Here is a 17,631-nt window from a genome sequence, read left to right as displayed (position 1 = left end):
TTAGCGCGATTTTTTGATAAATTTAAGCGTCATGCGATCGCTCTCACCAATTGCTTGGTATTTTTCCTTATCGGTATCGCCTAAGGCAAACGAAGGTGGCAGCGTCCAAACTCCCTTCGCGTAGTCCTTAGTGTCTTTTGGATTGGCGTTGATTTCAGAGCTTTCGGCTAAGGTAAAACCCACTTTTTTGGCCAGCGCGATCATCTCGTCTTGGTCCATGTAGCCCGTGCTCATATTCATGCCTTTATTGGCTCTATGTTCGACCACGCCAAACACACCGCCATCTTTCAGCACTTTATAGGAGGCGGCAAACACGTTTTCGAGCTGATCGCTTGAGGCCCAGTTATGTAAGTTACGGAAGGTTAATACCAAGTCCGCACTGCCATCGGCACCTAAATTCATCTTGGCCGGAGGGTCGAGAACCACCATTTTTGCATTACCGAATAAGGCTTTATTGGCCGTCATCCAAGTATCGAATTTCACGCCCGCATTGGCGCGATAGCGATTACCTGGGGTGTCCGTGCTGGGGGTCGTTTCGAAACTGGCGGCAATATACTGCCCCTTAGGCGCTAAATAAGGGGCGAGAATTTCGGTGTACCAGCCATTGCCAGGCCAGAGTTCAATGACGGTTTGTGTCGGGGTGATACCAAAAAATGTGAGGGTTTCAGCGGGATGACGGTAAATATCACGGCTGGCGTTTTTCGCTTGGCGAAATTCGCTCTTAATGGCCTTATCCAAGCCTTCATCGGCATAGGCCATACCTGAACATAAACCAGCAATCAGCATACTGGCGACGAGTGTGACTTTTTTCATAATAATTCTCCTTGGATACCGAAGACTTAAGCTAGCAGTCTATATAAAAAAATCCAAGAATTAGCCGCATAAGTTGACTATTTAGGCTGTAAATATTTGTGAAGTCATAGTGGCAGGATGCCGCCATAGATTAGCGAGAGGTAGCGGAGTCCACCCGGCGCCAAGCCATGAACAAGGCGCAGATACTGCAAAATAGCCAAATGGCGACCCAAATCCATGCCGGGATCCATGAACGCTCGGCCAACAGTACCGCATCGCCCTGCCCTTCGAGCCCGAGCAATACCGTCGGGCTTGCCAGCGCATTGAGCATGATCATCAGGCCAATAATGCGTAAAAATTGCGTGAGGAGTTTATTTTTGCTGAGTTTTAGCGGCAGTAATAACACTATCGTCAGCAAAGCTAAAATGGCTAAAGTCAGTAAATCCCGCCCCCACAGCAGGCCACTTAACACCACTAAACCGCCTAAAAACGCAAAGCTTAGGCGAATGCCCTTAGGCCAAGTTGCTAGCAGATAAATAAGGTATCCCCAACAGGCTGCGCCAAAATAGCCCGCAAATCCAATCACCAGTGGCGAGCCTCCTTGGCTAAAGCAAAAACCCGCACCATTGGGAAAGAGTTGTATATGACTCACTATGCCGCCACTGAGCACTGTCGCTATCCCATGGGACAACTCGTGAAAATAGCTCTCTAACCACTTAAAAGGCACGCTAAGGTAAGGAATGCGCGTCAATATGAGTGCCAGCATCAGTTCGATGATAAACAAACCGCGGCTAGGAAGACCGCCAGTTAGACGAGGAGTTAAACGGGATTGAGAAGACACGGGCGCACTATCAGGCATAAATATCCACGCCGACCATCTGCTGAATTTCTTCACGTTTGGCGGCATGTTGCGTTTGAAGGTATTGGGCGATAGCCCCTTGATGACCTCGGGTGCTTTGTTCGTATTCGAGCTGGGCACCGAGTCTGGATTGTAGGTTTTGTGATGAACCTTCCGCGGTATCATCAAAGGCTAAGGCAGAAACCGCATCGAGCTCAATCACAGGGCGCGACGCTTCAGTGGGCGACATTCCCTGTATGACTGCGGGGCGATTACTCGCAACCGCTTGTGTCAAACTCGTTTGAAGCGAATTTACCTGCATCGAAATGCCCAGTTTATATCCTATTAGCCTAGTTAACCTTGTTAGGCGGTTGTGACGGATGCCTAACTAGGAATTAATGTCTGCATCGAGAACCCATGCAGACAGTTTAGATTCTAACGTATCACGGGGAAGAATGAACAGTTTATTCACGTCCCGGTAACTTTTTCCATGTCACAGTATCACGTAGGTACACTGGTTCGAGTTCATCGACACTGCTGGTTAATCCCGCTTTTATACCCGCTTCGGCCAGCGCTAACATGGCACGGGCATCGGGATACTTCACCGCCACTAAAGAGGTAATGCCGCTGCCTAACGCTAATAACTCGGGATAAGCATCAAACCCAGTGCCACAGCCGACAATGGCTTTATTAAGATCGAATGTCAGTTCAACATGCTCTGGCGCACTCACGACCTCTTTACCGACTAAGGTGGCAATGCCATCGACGGCAACGAATTGACCCCAGTACACTTCTCCCATGCGCGCATCGATACAACAGAGCACTTGCTCGGCAGCGTGCTCAGCAATCGCCATTTGTGCCATGGCCGCTAAGGTGGAAATGCCGATCACGGGTAAGTCTAACCCTAGGGCTAAACCTTGAGTCATGCTGGTGCAAATACGGATCCCCGTAAAACTGCCTGGCCCACGGCCGTAGGCAATGGCATCCAGTTTATCTAAGCCGACATTGGCTTGTTTTAATACGGCTTCCACCATAGGCAATAAACGCTGACTATGCTCCCGAGGCGCATCGGCTAACTCAGCAAAAACCTGTCCTTGATAATACAGGGCAGCCGAACAAGCTTCGGTACAAGTGTCGAGGGCGAGAATACAAACAGAGTCTTGGGGTGTTGTCATATAAAAACCGCGCTGTGGGTATAGTTGGACAGACGAAAAGTGACTTATTAGGTCCTGCACTATACCAAGTGTAAATTGGCGCAAATGATAACATCAAATAATCGAAAGCAAAGGCTTAAAAGCGGCGGCTAATAGATCGATTAGCTTAGCGCTCGGTTTGTGATCGCCATCACTAACTCAACAACCTCTTAGGCCTTTGTCCAAATACTTGGAAACTTTTACCCTATTTTAGGTCAGAGCAAACAGTGCTGAAGCTTTTGTCTCACTTAATCAAGTTCACCAAAACAAGCACGTCCTAAGCATCGTTTTTACTCTCTCCCACTTACGCGAAGCTTCGCGTGATGCTTTGCACTCTTTAAATAAGGAAATTCAATGAGCAGTACATTCAAAACAAACCTTAAACCCCTTCGCCGTTTAAGACGCCTGCGCCGCACCGAGGCCATGCGTGACCTAGTGCGTGAAACCCAGATTTCCCTAAGCGACTTGGTTCACCCACTCTTCATCGAAGAGCACATCAGCCAAGCCGTACCCATTTCAACCTTGCCGGGGATCTGCCGTCTGCCCGAGAGTGCGCTTTCCGATGAGATCCAAAGGCTTTACGCCCTAGGGATCCGCTATGTGATGCCCTTTGGAATTTCGCACACCAAAGATGCACAGGGCAGCGACACTTGGGATGACAATGGCTTACTCGCGCGAATGATCCGCACCATCAAAACCGCCGCACCAGAGATGATGGTGATCCCCGATATTTGTTTTTGTGAATATACCGACCACGGACACTGCGGCGTATTGCACCATGACGAAGTCTGTAACGATCAAACCGTGGCTAACTTAGTCAAACAATCCATTACTGCCGCCAAAGCCGGAGCCGATATGCTGGCGCCATCGGCCATGATGGACGGCCAGATTAAAGCCATCCGCCAAGGGCTGGATGAAGCAGGCTTTGAGCACATTGCCATTTTGGCCCACGCTGCCAAGTTCGCCTCCTCCTTCTATGGGCCTTTTAGGGCCGCGGTAGATTGTGAACTTAGCGGAAACCGTAAAGGCTACCAGCTCGATTACGCCAATGGTCGCCAAGCCTTGCTCGAAGCACTGCTCGATGAAGAGGAAGGGGCGGATATTTTGATGGTCAAACCCGGCACGCCCTATTTGGATGTGTTAAGTCGCCTTAGACAGGAAACCCACCTTCCCTTAGCGGCTTATCAGGTTGGCGGCGAATATGCCGGCATTAAGTTTGCCGCTCTGGCTGGCGCCCTCGATGAGCGCGACGTCGTCACCGAAGCCTTTATCGGATTAAAGCGTGCGGGCGCCGATTTAATTGTCAGCTATTACGCGAAACAATATGCCGAGTGGTTAGCGCAATCCCGCTAACTCGCTGAGTTTTCAGCCAAGCATTAACGAAAACGCCACCCTATCGGTGGCGTTTTTTATCCATCAATTTGCCCGCACATTAAGCTTATACTTGTAGCTCGGCAAATAGGGCTCTTACCTTTTCAACCTTTGGCCGCACCACAATCTGGCAATAGGGCTGCTCGCCATGCAGGGCGAAATAATCATTGTGGTAATCCTCAGCGGGATAAAAAGACTCAAAGGCCACCACTTGGGTGACGATCGGCGCATCAAATACCCTTGCCTCGGTTAACTTTGTAATCATGGCGTTAGTCTCTTCAATCTGCGCCGCATCGTGGGCAAATACGACGGAGCGATACTGCGGCCCTTTATCGTTGCCTTGGCGATTAAGCGTGGTGGGATCGTGACTCTCAAATAACACCTGCAGCAGCGTTGTAAAGCTTATTTGCGCGGGGTCAAACTCGATGTGCACCACTTCAGCATGCCCAGTTAATCCCGAACACACCGACTTATAATCGGCATCGCTCGCCTCGCCGCCCGAGTAACCAGAGCTGACATTCAGCACGCCCTTAAGGCTCTTAAAAATCGCTTCAACACACCAAAAACAACCCGCACCAAAGGTCGCAAAGGCCGTTTTATGCGTCGATGTTGTCACCTCATCGGCGGCTTGAAACACCATGGAGACAGAATTAACGCAGTGACGAATATTCTTCGGCGTTAAATATTCCCCTTCAAACACATGGCCTAAATGACCGCCACACTGGCTACAAACGATTTCAGTACGGCGACCATCGGCGTCGACATGACGACTCACTGCACCCGGAATTTCATCATCGAAGGCTGGCCAACCACAGTGGGCATTAAACTTATCTTCTGAGCGATACAAAGGTGCATGGCATTTTTTGCACAAATACACGCCTTTAGCGTCATGTTTATAGTACTCACCGCTAAAGGGACGTTCTGTGCCCTTTTCTTCTATGACATAGCGTTCAAAATCAGTCAGTTTGTTCATAAAAGTCTCCTTTAGCTCCTAAGGTATTCGCCTGCATAAGACCGTTTATTCCTCAGGTTTATTGCGCCTCGGCCTGAATTGGCTTTTTGGCATAGTAGCCGCTTTAGTCGATAAAATCCTGTTGATTGAGCCATTGCTTAAATAACTGGAGGAAAATTCAGCAATGCTCTACGCCTATCGTTTTCAATGTTTGCACCAAGCAGAGTGCAAAGCTACACTTGCTGCGGGTCAATTCTCTACCCAAATGCTTTCTATTTTGGCCGCTTTGCACTAGGGCTTAGCGCACCATACCGATAATGAGATAAGTGGCAACGACTCCTTACCTTTATCCTTAGAAAGTGTTTGGTTAACAACCATATATAACAAGTAGAAACAATATGAAATTAGAAACCATTGATTATCGCGCAGCCGATAGCGCCAAACGCTTTGTCGAATCCCTACGTGAAACGGGCTTTGGTGTGCTCTCTAACCACCCTATCGATAAAGAGCTGGTCGAAAGCATTTACACTGAGTGGCAAGCCTTTTTCAATTCTGACGCTAAGAACGAATTTATGTTCAATCGTGAAACCCACGATGGCTTCTTCCCCGCGTCGATTTCTGAAACCGCAAAAGGTCACACGGTTAAAGACATCAAAGAGTATTACCACGTGTACCCTTGGGGTCGTATTCCAGATTCTTTGCGTGTCAATATTCTGGCCTACTATGAAAAAGCCAATGCGCTGGCCGCTGAACTGTTAGAGTGGATTGAAACCTACTCGCCAGACGAGGTTAAAGCCAAATTCTCTATCCCGCTGCCAGAAATGATTGCCGACAGCCACAAAACCCTGCTACGCATTCTGCATTACCCACCGATGACGGGCGATGAAGAAATGGGCGCTATCCGCGCTGCGGCCCACGAAGATATTAACCTTATCACTGTGCTGCCCGCGGCCAACGAGCCAGGGCTGCAAGTCAAAGCCAAAGACGGCTCTTGGTTAGATGTGCCAAGCGATTTTGGCAACATTATCATCAACATTGGTGATATGTTGCAGGAAGCCTCGGGCGGTTACTTCCCATCGACCTCACACCGCGTGATTAACCCAGAAGGCACGGATAAGACTAAGTCGCGTATTTCACTGCCCTTATTCTTACACCCGAATCCTTCGGTCGTGCTGTCTGAGCGTTACACCGCCGACAGCTACTTAATGGAAAGATTGCGCGAGCTGGGCGTCCTGTAATTTCAACTACGCGTTAGCGAAATGAGTGATAAGCTCAAATTCGCATCAAGATTAAGCAATTAAAGCGCCTTCGGGCGCTTTTTTTATGACATTCGTCGCCTTCAAGGTAGAATAAGCGTCTTTAGGTCATTTAGAACAAGGCGCTATCATGGCAATTCAATGGTATCCGGGGCACATGCACAAGGCACGCAAAGAGATCGAAGAGGCTATGCCTCAGGTCGATCTGGTGATTGAGGTGCTGGACGCTCGTATTCCCTACAGTAGTGAAAACCCCATGGTGTCAAAGCTTCGCGGCGACAAACCTTGTATTAAGCTACTGAATAAATCCGACTTAGCCGATCCTGAGATCACCGCCCAATGGATTGAATACCTTGAGCGTGAACAAGGGGTAAAAGCCACTGCGATTACCACACTGCAACCGGGTATGTTGAAAATGCTGCCGGATCTTTGCCGTAAGTTAGTGCCGAGTCGTGATAAGACCGAAAAGGACATTCGCACTATGATTATGGGGATCCCTAACGTGGGTAAGTCCACCATTATCAATACCTTAGCCGGTCGAGTTATCGCCAAAACCGGTAACGAACCCGCCGTCACTAAAAGCCAGCAACGTATTAACCTACGTAATGGCATTGTGCTCTCGGACACGCCAGGGATTTTATGGCCTAAAGTCGATAACGAAGCCAGTAGCTATCGCCTCGCCGTCACGGGTGCCATTAAAGATACCGCCATGGAATACGAAGATGTGGCACTGTTTGCCGCAGGTTATTTCTTAAAGGCGTACCCGAAGGAAATTTGCGAGCGTTATAACATCAGCGAGTTACCTAAGGATGATATGGCCCTACTCGAAGAAATCGGCCGTAAACGCGGTGCCCTGCGTCCCGGTGGTCGCATCGATTTGCATAAAGCCTCGGAAGTCGTGTTACACGATTACCGCTCAGGTCGAATTGGCCTGTTATCCCTCGAAACCCCAGCGATGGCCGAAATCGAGAAAGCCGAAGTGGAACGTATTCTGGCTGAAAAAGCTGCCGAGAAAGCCGCTAAGCTAGAAGCGGAAAAACTGAAACGCTCAGGTAAACGACATAACGTTTAAGCGCTGTTTTTATTCACTTTACCCCGTTAATAGCGGGCTAAAGTGACTCATTAAAGTGATGATTTAGATTAAAAGTGATGATTTATATTAAGAATTATCGCACAGCAGAATGTATTCACCGCCCTCAGCTTGACTGATAAGCCAGCGCAATCTCAGCGCTGGCTTTTTATTTGCTCCCACGTATTCATGGTTGGCTGGAGCAATCCCACTCAATCTACAGCAAAAATTAACTGTGAAGTGGGCAAGCATCTATTAGCCACAATATAAGCCTTAAGCCATTTATGCTTAGGGGCCATTCAATCAGTACAAACCAGAAGCACTATTGGCTTCGAACACTGGGGCTTGGCCTGCCGCTATCATGTTGTAACTCAACATAAAGGGCACTCCACCCTTCGAGGCCATAATATTATCCATCCAGCCAATCGGATTATTGAACAAGGAGTTATCGTGATTTAATACCCCAATGGCGCCGTTGGCTTCATCAAAGTCCCACACGACTGAGCCCCAGTGCCAGTTGAGCCCTCTCACATATTGCCAGCCAAGTAAGGCACCGAGTGCGTAAAGTACATCATCATCCATCATTCGTTGATTTGCCCGATAGTCACGCGTCAGTTCCGTAATGGCTGCCACTATCTCCTGCGGTGGAGTCGTCTCCGTCAAACTGAGTAATGCGAGTCCTTTTTCGGCTAAGTGTTCGAGTTCTTTGTGTATTTCCTCAGATATTGCATTAATTTCGGCCATAATACCTCCCTTAGAATGGGCCAAATGTCCATGGCAAGATACGGATAAACCCCGTTGGTGCCCATACCACCTAGGGATGAAATACTAAAAGTGGAAATAGTTGGGATAAAAAATTAGGCATATACCCCAAAGCAGCGACATCCATCCGCAGCCGATTTATCCGTCTGACATCACGCATGTTGTTAATCGCGCCTCTCCAACAAACTCGGTAGAACCATAAAACGCAGCCTTAATCCGAAAAAAACCCTTGGATTAGCGTGTTCCACGTTAAAAAACTTGCCTGCGATTGAGTGCCTTTATTGTGCAACTTGCGTTAGGTCACGGTTATCTGCTGACTCAGTGAACTTTTGATTAATGCTATAACCTTCACACTTTAATAATGAAATAAACCCAAATCCTTCATAAAGTTGAACTAATATGTAACATGCATAATGGCAGGAATGGGAATCAACACAGGGAAAGCGAATGCCTCAAACATTAAATAAGGTGTCGGCTATCCTGTCGCGATGAAGTAGTTACCCTCCTAACCAACACTGTAACATTAGGGATCTGCCGTTCTGTATTCATGCAGGTGATTCAAGTTATCGGCTTATAACTCGTTGAGGTAACAACGGAATGGAAAACAACGAATTAATCGCGGTTGAAAATCGTATCGTCACTAAGTTTTTGGACATGTTCATTAAATTTGGCATGCTCCTCGCGCTAGCATCCTTCTGCTATACCATCTTCTCCCCATTTTTAAATATCATGCTCTGGGCCGTAATTTTAGCCGTGGTCATTTATCCCTTTCATCAACGTATAGCTAAACGACTGAGTGATAAGCAGGGCCGAGCTGCTACATTATTGATTGTTTTAGGATTAATGCTACTGGTGCTACCAACTATTATGATGGTCAGTTCCATGACCGATAATATGGGCAGCCTAGTAGAAAGTGTTAATCAAAACACCCTTGAAGTCCCTGCACCAAAGGAAAGCATTGCCAATATTCCCTTTGTTGGAGCAAAAATTTATGATGTTTGGCAGAAAGCATCGACCGATTTACCCTCGTTAGTCAAAAGTTTACAACCGCACTTAGGCGAAGTAACAAAGCAAGTCATTCATGCATTGGCAAGCATCAGTGGCAGTCTGTTGATGAGTATGTTTTCCTTCATCATCGCTGGCATCATGATGGCGTATGGCCGCGCCGGTGAACAAAGTTCGACTCGTATTGCCACTCGAATAGCAGGCCCTGAACGCGGCGCAAAATTGGTCAATATCTGCTCTTCTACCATTCGTGCAGTGGCGCTTGGAGTTATAGGTGTTGCCTTTATTCAGGCATTGCTGATCGGTATTGTTATGACCCTTGCGGGTATCCCTTTGGTGGGTATCTTCTTTATCTTGGTCTTGATATTAGGGATTGCACAAGTTCCCGCGCTATTAGTGACTCTTCCAGCGATAGCTTATATCTGGATGACGGGCGATAACGGCACGGTAGGAAGCATTATCTATACAGTGTTGCTGATTCTTGCGGGTGCGGTGGATAACGTGCTCAAGCCAATTTTGCTGGGCCGCGGAGTCGATGCCCCAATGCCTGTGGTACTGATAGGCGCGTTAGGCGGCATGGCCACCAGCGGCATTCTGGGGATGTTTATTGGCGCCACACTCTTATCGATCGGCTACCGTATCTTTATGGCATGGGTGGACGAAGGTCTCGAAGAGCCGTTGAGAGAGCAAGATGACAATTGACCATTTCGTTCCCCGCTTAATCTTGGGCGGGGTATGCGCTCTGCTCGGCGGTTGTACTGTGCTTGGCCCTGACTATCAACGGCCTGACGTGCCAGAAATCAAAACCTGGCAAAGCGCCAGTTCGAAGCTGTTTAGCACGGCTTCTGCAGCTAGCGATTATCAGCAATGGTGGTCGCAGCTTAACGATCCCGTGCTCAGCGGTTTGATTGACGAAGCCTTGCTGAAAAATCCGGATGTGCGGATCGCAGGTTTGCGGATACTCGAAGCGCAAGCGCAGCTTGGTATCGCCGAAAGCCTGCGTAATCCCCAATTAACCCAAGCCACGGCCCAGTGGCTCGGTGCGGGACAAACCCAAAGCGGCAACAGCACCTCGGGCAGCAGTTACGGCGCGGCATTTAATCTCGGCTGGGAACTCGATTTTTGGGGTAAATTTCAGCGCAGTATTGAGTCTGCCGATGCCAATTACTTTGCCACTATCGCCCAATACGATGATGTGCAAGTGTTGATGATTGCCCAAGTGGCACAGCTGTATGTCACCATTCGCACCTTGGAGGCTAGGCTGCAAATTGCCCATGAGAACGCGCAAATCCAAAAGCGCAGCTTAGAAATCACCCAGCACCAGTTTCACAGCGGTAATACGGCTGAGCTCGATGTGCAACAAGCCAAAACCCAGTACTTGAGCACGCTCTCAACCATTCCAACCTTAGAGACGAATCTGCGCCAAAGCCAAAATGCCCTCAGCACTCTGCTGGCCAGATCGCCCGGCCCCTTAGCCGAAATGGCAAGCAATACCGGCGTGATCCCAGAAGGGCAATTAACCTTAGTCACTGAGATGCCTGCCGATTTATTACGTCGGCGCCCTGATGTACGCACCGCCGAGCGCCAGCTTGCGACCCAATCAGGGCAGATTGGCATTGCCGAGAGCGATTTGTATCCCTCTATCACTTTGGCTGGGACTCTGGGATTAAATGCCACGGGCAGCGGCCACAGTATTTTCTCTTGGGGTGTAGGGCCATCGATTAGCTGGAATATCCTCGACAGCGGTCGGTTGAGCAATCAAATTCTGGTGCAAGATGCACGCTTTGAGCAATTACACGAAGTCTACCGTGAAACCGTGTTCAAAGCGGCGCGTGAAGTCGATGATGCCGCCATTGCCTATGCCAACAGCGCGACGGAAATCACCTTACTGACACAAACTGGTGAAGCCGCGAGTCGCTCACTTGAGATAGCCAACACTCAATACCGTGAAGGCATGGCGGATTTCCAACGGGTACTCGACTCTCAACGTGCCCTCTTCAGCCAACAAGAACGTCTGGTTAACAGTCGTGGCGCCCATATCGGCAACCTCATTACCCTCTACAAAGCCTTGGGAGGTGGATGGGAGCAAGGCCGACAACGCCCACTCGTGAGCCCCGAGGTAGATAAAAAGCTTCGCGCCCGTGATGAATGGGTGCCGCTATTGGATGCGAACCCGCCCCAAGCCGGCACTGCACCAACTCCCCAGCCACCAACGACTATTCAAAAGGGAATTGTGAATGACTGACAGTACACCCACACCAGGAAAGGCCAGCAAATATGCCACGCTTGGCCTGCTGGCACTCATCGTTATCTTACTGATCTGGTATCTGTTGGCCGACAGAATGACGCCCTATAGCTCACAGGCAAGGGTGCAAGCCTTTGTCGTGCCGATAGCCGCCGAAGTCACGGGACAGATTTTGAAGGTCTATGTGCAGGATAATCAGGATGTGACGGAGGGCTCTCCCTTATTCGATATCGACCCTGAACCCTATGATATTGCTCTCGCCAAAGCCAAATCTGATTATGAAACCATGCTCAATAGTGTCAAAGCCAATAACGAGGGCGTAAAAGCGGCCAAGGCGAAACTACAAGCCATGCGGGCCTCTTACAGTAATTCGGTAAAAGATGCCGAACGGCAAGAGCGCCTCTATCGCCAAGACCCAGGCGCCATTTCAGTACGTCGACTCGAAATTGCTCAGGCATCACGGGAAACCGCCAGCAGCCAAGTCACCGCCGCCGAAGCCGATGTTAGACGCGCCATTGAGGCCGCGGGTGTGAATGGTGAAAATAACTCACAGCTGTTAAGCGCCCGTTCGGCAGTGAATAAAGCAGAGCGCGACAGACAAAATACCCATGTGGTTGCTCCCAGCCGTGGGATTATCACGGATTTACATACCGATGTGGGGCAATTTATCAATGCAGGCGCCCCGGCGATGACCCTCATCGCCATTCACGATGTGTGGATTTCGGCGGATCTCACTGAAAACAACCTCGGCAATATTCAAGTAGGTGACCGCGTCGCTATCTTACTCGACAGCATGCCAGGGCGGCTCTTTAGCGGACAAATACGCAGTGTCGGCTACGGGGTGGACGATGGTAAAAAACAGGCAGTTGGATCACTCCCCACCGTCAGCAATAGTCGCGATTGGTTAAGACAGGCGCAGCGCTTTCCGGTCAAGGTGTCGTTCTCTACCGATGATATGCCACCCGCGGCCAACTTACGGGTGGGGGGTCAGGCGGATATCTTAGTGTATACCGAAGAACACAGCCTGATGAACCCACTCGGCGCCCTCTATATTCGGATCATGAGTCTCTTCTCATACCTGTATTGAGGCCAGACATGCATCACGCCGACAGCACAGTATTCAGAATTGGCCTTGGCACTGCTCTTGCGGTGTTTGTGTGTTTTGGTCTCGCACTGCCGATGCCGCACCTTGGCTGTATTATGGCGTGGGTCATCCTATGTCGTCCCGGCGAGGCACTGAGTTTAAAAAAGGGCATAATCGGCGGCGTGATGTTATCGCTCATGATGACCGCTGGCGTATTGTTAGTCCCGCTATTGAACTATTACACCTTTGCCGCCGTGCTGCTGGTTGTGCTCTTTCTCTATATCTTGATGCTGATGTCGGTCACAGGCAAAGGCGTGTTAGCCATGTTGCTGACAATGGCGATTACCCTGATCCCGGTGGCGGGATTAATCGAACAAGCATTGGCGCTGGCCATCGCCCAGTTGATTGCCATTGGGGTATTGATTGGCACGTTAGTCAATGGCATCGCCCACACGTTGTTTCCGCCCTCGCCCATCGCCGCCGCAGAGCAACCAACACTCTTACCGCCAGAGCGTCCAAAGCGCTTGGCCCTTCGCGCCACCATTATTGTTATCCCAGTGTGGCTACTGGCGCTGAGCGATCCATCGTTTTACATTCCCGCCGTGATGAAAACGGTGATGCTCGCGCAGCAAAGCACGTTACTCAATGCCAAACAAGCGGGAAAAGAACTGGTGCTCTCGACCCTTATGGGCGCTCTGTTGGCATTCGCCCTATGGATGGGGTTAAGTATTTGGCCCTCGCTCTTAATGTTAGTGCTTCTGCTGACGCTAATGACGATATGGCTGGCACAACGGCTTATTCAAGTCGTGCCGACGAGCTTTCCGCCCTCGTTTTGGAGCAATAGCTGGATCACTGCCCTCATCCTATTTGGCCCTGCTATTGCCGACAGTGCGAATGGTAAGGATGTGTGGCTAGCTGCCGCGATGCGTTGCAGCCTGTATTTATTAGTCGCAGGCTATGGTTGGTTGTGTTTTATGGTACTCGAGCAGCGCTGGCCCGCGGGTCGGCCCGCATCAGAAACCCCGGTTGGAGAATAAAATGTTATCAGCATTAGTGGTTGGCCTACCCATCATCCTAATCAATATGTTGCTGCAATCGCTCGCCACCATGTGGTGTATCCGTTTCTACAACAAGCGGGTATTGGACCGCGATAGCTTAGTCGCAGGGGTTTTAGGCCTATTTGGCATTACCACCATTGTGATACTGGGCAATCTGTTACAGATAGTGACCTGGGGCAGCTTGTTTGTCTTTTTAGGCGAGTTCGATAATCTGCACGATGCCATTTATCACTCAGGAGTTAACTTCGCCACCTTAGGTTATGGCGATATTGTGATGAGCGAAAAATGGAAATTACTGGGGCCAATCGAAGCCGTAAATGGCGCGCTAATGATAGGTTTATCGGGTGCTTCTATGCTGGCAGTATTACAGCAATACGTTCAGAAAAAATAACACAAAGGGGCGCTTGGTAGCGCCCTTTTGTCATCCCCCATTAAAGTGCTTAGGTAAGATTATTAGCGCGCAAGAGACTTTGTATCGCCCTCACCCGCAAAAGTAACAACGAGCATTCCCTTGATTAGCTCGCCTTAATGAGCCTCAAATCGACAGTGAACTCAAGTTCATCATTCACTTTCAGGAACGCTCTAACACTGTGGCTTTGCGCAGACTTATCGGCGAATGATTAACACTCGACCGCCCTGTTTGATGTGGATCAATTCACTAATACCGCGATGGCATGGGAATCCAAAGCGCCATAGAGCGGACGATCAACTCCCGAAGACCATGGTGGACCTTTTTAGCTGCGGCGTAATCTTTACGTTTTAAAGAAAATATGTAACTCGTTTGGGGACATTTTCGAGTTAAAGCCTTAACTCAAACGCGTTTGTTTCAGATAAAAATATCTATGGCTAACGCTTTGCTAATTGGCTGCCGCAGCGAAGCGTAGGCAGTCCAGTGGAGGCCACGCTTTTTGTGGCCGGAACGAAATTAAGCAACTTGTTAAATTGCTTCTATGTATTTCCTGATTTCGTTACAAAAATTGTCGTATTGAGCAGTTAAATTATCCATTTCTCTATTAGTTGTTTTTTCTGCTAAGTAAAAGTCATAGTCTAAGTTGCCGTCTTTAAGGTGCTTTTCTTTCATTTGCATACAAGCTCTAAAACACCTAATTTGCCACCAAGAGGCTCTATTCAATTCACATCCTTGTTGATAAAACTCTTCTGAAAATAGGAATGGTCTATGTTGGCGCAAATATTCCATATATTTAATGACTGAATCCTCGGCTTGAGAAACATAATTTTCATCATCAAGTGAAAGCTTGGTGGTGTAAAGGTGGCCTAATCGAACAACATCATCTATAGCTTTATCACAATAACCCCAAAGCTCTCTATATACAGAGTTTTTTGCTTCAATGATTTTTACATCTCGCTCATTTCGAAGTGCCAGATAAATTAAGTTATGAGTAGCGCCCAAAACCATCAGAATAGTTCCGGTTATGTAAGCTTTAGTATCTGGCACTTCAATGCCAAGATCTATATTTAGCCAATGTTTAAGAATTGCACCAAACAACAGGTGTTCTAGTAATGGTGTTGCTACGATTAGTGCGCCTGTGTATAGCAATACCTTTGTTACACCATTTGAAAATGGACTTTGAATTTTTCTTTTGATCCAGAGAATTCCCAGTGACCATAATTCCTTTCGAAACTTCATAATTGAGACTGCTTCCTTTGCAATTTAACGCCCGCATTTGCGGAAAATTGGAGCGAAGCGTAAATTTTTCCGTAACATGCGCTTGTTATATAAATATTAGTTGTAGTTGATAGCCAGTAGCTCTTCCAAGTTAACAACTTTAGTATCTACATTCATAAATTTGTATATTTGAATTGCGCGAGATTGAAGCTTGCGGTCATTTGTTACAAATATGTCTGCATCTAACCCATAAATGATATGCTCAATGTCATGCAAGCTACTTTTCTGTGTTTTTTCTTTTGTGTCAACCTTGTAGCCCAGAAGATCAAGCATGCTCGATAATGTATACACCGCGTGCAATGCCTCTGCTCTTGATGTGGTATTACTGAAACATTCTTTATCGTAGAGACTGGAATGCGATAACGAAACAAGCTTCCCAAACTCTTCATCAGTAAGAGATTCAAAAACACTTTGATTGTTGGCAATATCCTGTCGGTGCTCTGCAGTATCATACTTTTCTAAATACATTTTCCTATCTCGACTTGAAACAAGTTTCAATTCCTCAAGAGCCTCTGTACTGCCCTCATGATTTTCAATTCTTTTCAATCCATAGCAAGGATCTTCGATAAAGAAGGAATTTGTATTTTCATCCGGTAGGATCACTATATTTCCGGTAAGCTCAGACAATGCTGAAACAACCAATAGCTTTTGATCTAAATAAGGAATCTTATTTATCTCTTCTAGATTAGATGGACTATAAAAAAATATAAATTTACCACTTTCTTTTAAGTGATCTATTTTTGATTTTATTTCTTCATCTTGTGCATATAAAGAGAGAACGTTTTGGTCGAAATACACTTTGGTGCCTGACGCATCAAAAGGTCGCTTATTGAAATCCTCTCTACTATTTCCACGTTTAATATATGTTAAAGCTTCGTCTCTAAGTTGAGTTTTTCGCCATACATGCAACTCATTTTTTAGTGATTCTCTTGAAATAGCGCCGTCAAATACTTTTTGAATAGTTCGTGAGTAGAAAATAAAATCATAGCAAGGGGCGCATTCCATACAAGGAACAATATTATCGGCACCCATTAACCTTAAATTATTTAATATATTCTCTATCTCTTCCGCTGAGCTATTTGATAACACGGCTTGTAATAGTCTCTCCATGAGAGCACTTGCAAGGTACGAATCTATACAGCTACTCATAACATTCCTTTTTCATATAACGCCCGCAGCACGCGTGGCTTTGCAGTGAAGGCGAAGCCGCAACGGAAAAGCCATCGCTGTGACTGCGTTTGTTATGTGCTGGCTTAAAATGGAATGTCATCCCACTCCTTCTCCTGCTCTGCCTTGCCTATTACTATTTTCTGAACATTAAACTTGCTAAGCATCGAATTAAGGCTATCCAGGAACTCTTTAGACTCAACAAGTCGGGAATTATCGGAAACTTGTTGCTTAAGGTTTTCCAAAATATCCGAAGGCACCCCTTCTAGAGACTTGAAAATAGCAACTTTTTCTATAGCCTCCTCACTTGTGGTTGCATTTGAAAGAGCACCAGAAAGTGAAATCAATATTTTATTTCTGGTTTTTGGGGACTTGAACAGCGTTTCAAATATCGCCTCGGCAACGTCACCTATCGTTTTTCCTTGAGCTTGGATTCCTTGATACTTGCCAATAAATCCGTAAGGGTCTAGCCCTTTACGGATTGGGATGATTAAAACGTCACGGCCAACAGCTACTCCAACTTCTTGATCGCACCACTTGCTTTCTTGAAATCCGGGCATAAGAATCGCTGCCAGCGCATCCATAGTTTTTAAGCCTGCTTCTATCTCGCTTTGCCACTCTTTTGTTGGCTCAATATCTTCATGAGCGACAAAACTGGATATAGCATATTTTCTAAGCGCAGTTTGCAGGTGTGAAGTTTGTACTTTGAAGGAAGCTAAATGACTCAAAAACAACCTGAAATGCCCTGCTTTCCAGAAACCAACCTCTCTGACCACCTCAGTACCATTTGGAACGTCAACAAGCCCCAGCTCGCCTGCGATTTTGAAAAGCAATTCCTCATCGACTTTAGCAAGCATGTCCTTTGAGTACGATCTTTTACTATTGTGGGGGTAGTTATCCTGCGTTGGAACACCATGCCCACGGAAGTAGGCATCTATATCCGAAAATGTCATTCTAGATTGTAGCTCTGAGCCGATATCGTCTAAGAATTTAATTTTTTCCAATCCATTCATAATTGTCTGATTTTACTCCTAGAGCACATAACATCTATGGACACCCCATTTTTTGCAAGAAAAATCAACCGATAACAAATGTGGTTTTGCAGCCATCTATTCGGATTCCTTGTAAGAGACTCGCTCTTGATCCCCGATG

17 protein-coding genes are annotated in these 17,631 nt (G+C 47.5%); 8 read left to right on the top strand and 9 right to left on the bottom strand.

Annotation, left to right across the window (positions count from 1 at the left end; translation table 11 throughout):
• From L2713_RS19810 to tsaB, 4 genes are all read right to left on the bottom strand, one after another.
• A complete protein-coding gene (locus L2713_RS19810; protein WP_011717317.1) occupies nucleotides 1–813 on the bottom strand; it encodes a class I SAM-dependent methyltransferase in 813 nt (270 codons plus the stop codon).
• 130 nt (nucleotides 814–943) lie between these two features.
• The gene (locus tag L2713_RS19805) at nucleotides 944–1,651 is read right to left on the bottom strand and encodes a M50 family metallopeptidase (RefSeq protein WP_248969057.1); all 708 of its coding nucleotides are present in this window, start codon (nucleotides 1,649–1,651) and stop codon (nucleotides 944–946) included.
• Nucleotides 1,644–1,952, bottom strand: coding sequence for a hypothetical protein (locus L2713_RS19800; protein WP_248969056.1), 309 nt, complete (start codon nucleotides 1,950–1,952; stop codon nucleotides 1,644–1,646). The genes L2713_RS19805 and L2713_RS19800 overlap by 8 nt, the downstream gene beginning before the upstream one ends.
• Nucleotides 1,953–2,094: 142 nt before the next feature.
• Nucleotides 2,095–2,805: a tRNA (adenosine(37)-N6)-threonylcarbamoyltransferase complex dimerization subunit type 1 TsaB gene (tsaB, locus tag L2713_RS19795; RefSeq protein ID WP_248969055.1), complete on the bottom strand. Its 711-nt coding sequence runs from the start codon at nucleotides 2,803–2,805 to the stop codon at nucleotides 2,095–2,097.
• A gap of 372 nt (nucleotides 2,806–3,177) precedes the next feature.
• On the opposite strand from tsaB, the gene hemB reads away from it, so the two are divergent.
• Entirely contained in the window at nucleotides 3,178–4,176 is a 999-nt protein-coding gene (hemB, locus tag L2713_RS19790) for a porphobilinogen synthase (RefSeq protein ID WP_248969054.1), read from the top strand.
• 85 nt (nucleotides 4,177–4,261) lie between these two features.
• On the opposite strand, the gene L2713_RS19785 is transcribed toward hemB, so the two are convergent.
• Nucleotides 4,262–5,167 (bottom strand): bifunctional methionine sulfoxide reductase B/A protein, encoded by a 906-nt coding sequence (locus L2713_RS19785; RefSeq protein WP_248969053.1) that lies wholly within the window; start codon nucleotides 5,165–5,167, stop codon nucleotides 4,262–4,264.
• A gap of 377 nt (nucleotides 5,168–5,544) precedes the next feature.
• On the opposite strand from L2713_RS19785, the gene L2713_RS19780 reads away from it, so the two are divergent.
• Nucleotides 5,545–6,384, top strand: coding sequence for an isopenicillin N synthase family dioxygenase (locus L2713_RS19780; RefSeq protein ID WP_248969052.1), 840 nt, complete (start codon nucleotides 5,545–5,547; stop codon nucleotides 6,382–6,384).
• A 148-nt stretch (nucleotides 6,385–6,532) separates the two neighbouring features.
• Nucleotides 6,533–7,474 (top strand): ribosome biogenesis GTPase YlqF, encoded by a 942-nt coding sequence (gene ylqF, locus L2713_RS19775; RefSeq protein WP_011717324.1) that lies wholly within the window; start codon nucleotides 6,533–6,535, stop codon nucleotides 7,472–7,474.
• Nucleotides 7,475–7,774: 300 nt separating this feature from the next.
• Here ylqF and L2713_RS19770 read toward each other — a convergent pair whose 3' ends face one another.
• Entirely contained in the window at nucleotides 7,775–8,215 is a 441-nt protein-coding gene (locus tag L2713_RS19770) for a hypothetical protein (RefSeq protein ID WP_248969051.1), read from the bottom strand.
• Between the two features lie 615 nt (nucleotides 8,216–8,830).
• On the opposite strand from L2713_RS19770, the gene L2713_RS19765 reads away from it, so the two are divergent.
• Genes L2713_RS19765 through L2713_RS19745 form a run of 5 tightly spaced genes read left to right on the top strand, consistent with a single transcriptional unit; the run spans nucleotide 8,831 to nucleotide 14,016 of the window.
• Nucleotides 8,831–9,940 carry an AI-2E family transporter gene (locus tag L2713_RS19765; protein WP_248969050.1) on the top strand — a complete coding sequence of 370 codons (1,110 nt, stop codon included), beginning with the start codon at nucleotides 8,831–8,833 and terminating at the stop codon, nucleotides 9,938–9,940.
• Nucleotides 9,930–11,483, top strand: a complete 1,554-nt coding sequence (locus L2713_RS19760; RefSeq protein WP_248969049.1) for an efflux transporter outer membrane subunit — start codon at nucleotides 9,930–9,932, stop codon at nucleotides 11,481–11,483. Before L2713_RS19765 ends, L2713_RS19760 begins: the two co-directional genes overlap by 11 nt.
• A complete protein-coding gene (locus L2713_RS19755) occupies nucleotides 11,476–12,570 on the top strand; it encodes an HlyD family secretion protein (RefSeq protein WP_248969048.1) in 1,095 nt (364 codons plus the stop codon). Before L2713_RS19760 ends, L2713_RS19755 begins: the two co-directional genes overlap by 8 nt.
• Before the next feature lie 8 nt (nucleotides 12,571–12,578).
• Entirely contained in the window at nucleotides 12,579–13,604 is a 1,026-nt protein-coding gene (locus L2713_RS19750; RefSeq protein ID WP_248969047.1) for an aromatic acid exporter family protein, read from the top strand.
• Between the two features lies 1 nt (nucleotide 13,605).
• Nucleotides 13,606–14,016, top strand: coding sequence for an ion channel (locus tag L2713_RS19745; RefSeq protein ID WP_248969046.1), 411 nt, complete (start codon nucleotides 13,606–13,608; stop codon nucleotides 14,014–14,016).
• A 546-nt stretch (nucleotides 14,017–14,562) separates the two neighbouring features.
• Here L2713_RS19745 and L2713_RS19740 read toward each other — a convergent pair.
• From L2713_RS19740 to L2713_RS19730, 3 genes are all read right to left on the bottom strand, one after another.
• Complete coding sequence (locus tag L2713_RS19740) at nucleotides 14,563–15,273, bottom strand: hypothetical protein (protein WP_248969045.1); 711 nt, start codon at nucleotides 15,271–15,273, stop codon at nucleotides 14,563–14,565.
• A gap of 96 nt (nucleotides 15,274–15,369) precedes the next feature.
• The gene (locus L2713_RS19735) at nucleotides 15,370–16,461 is read right to left on the bottom strand and encodes a hypothetical protein (RefSeq protein ID WP_248969044.1); all 1,092 of its coding nucleotides are present in this window, start codon (nucleotides 16,459–16,461) and stop codon (nucleotides 15,370–15,372) included.
• A gap of 104 nt (nucleotides 16,462–16,565) precedes the next feature.
• Entirely contained in the window at nucleotides 16,566–17,492 is a 927-nt protein-coding gene (locus L2713_RS19730) for a toll/interleukin-1 receptor domain-containing protein (RefSeq protein WP_248969043.1), read from the bottom strand.
• Nucleotides 17,493–17,631 lie beyond the last annotated feature (139 nt).

This window comes from Shewanella seohaensis, from assembly GCF_023283775.1.
GTDB lineage: Bacteria > Pseudomonadota > Gammaproteobacteria > Enterobacterales > Shewanellaceae > Shewanella > Shewanella seohaensis.
Note: the sequence above shows the minus strand (reverse complement) of the source record. Positions and strands in the feature narration are given on the sequence as shown.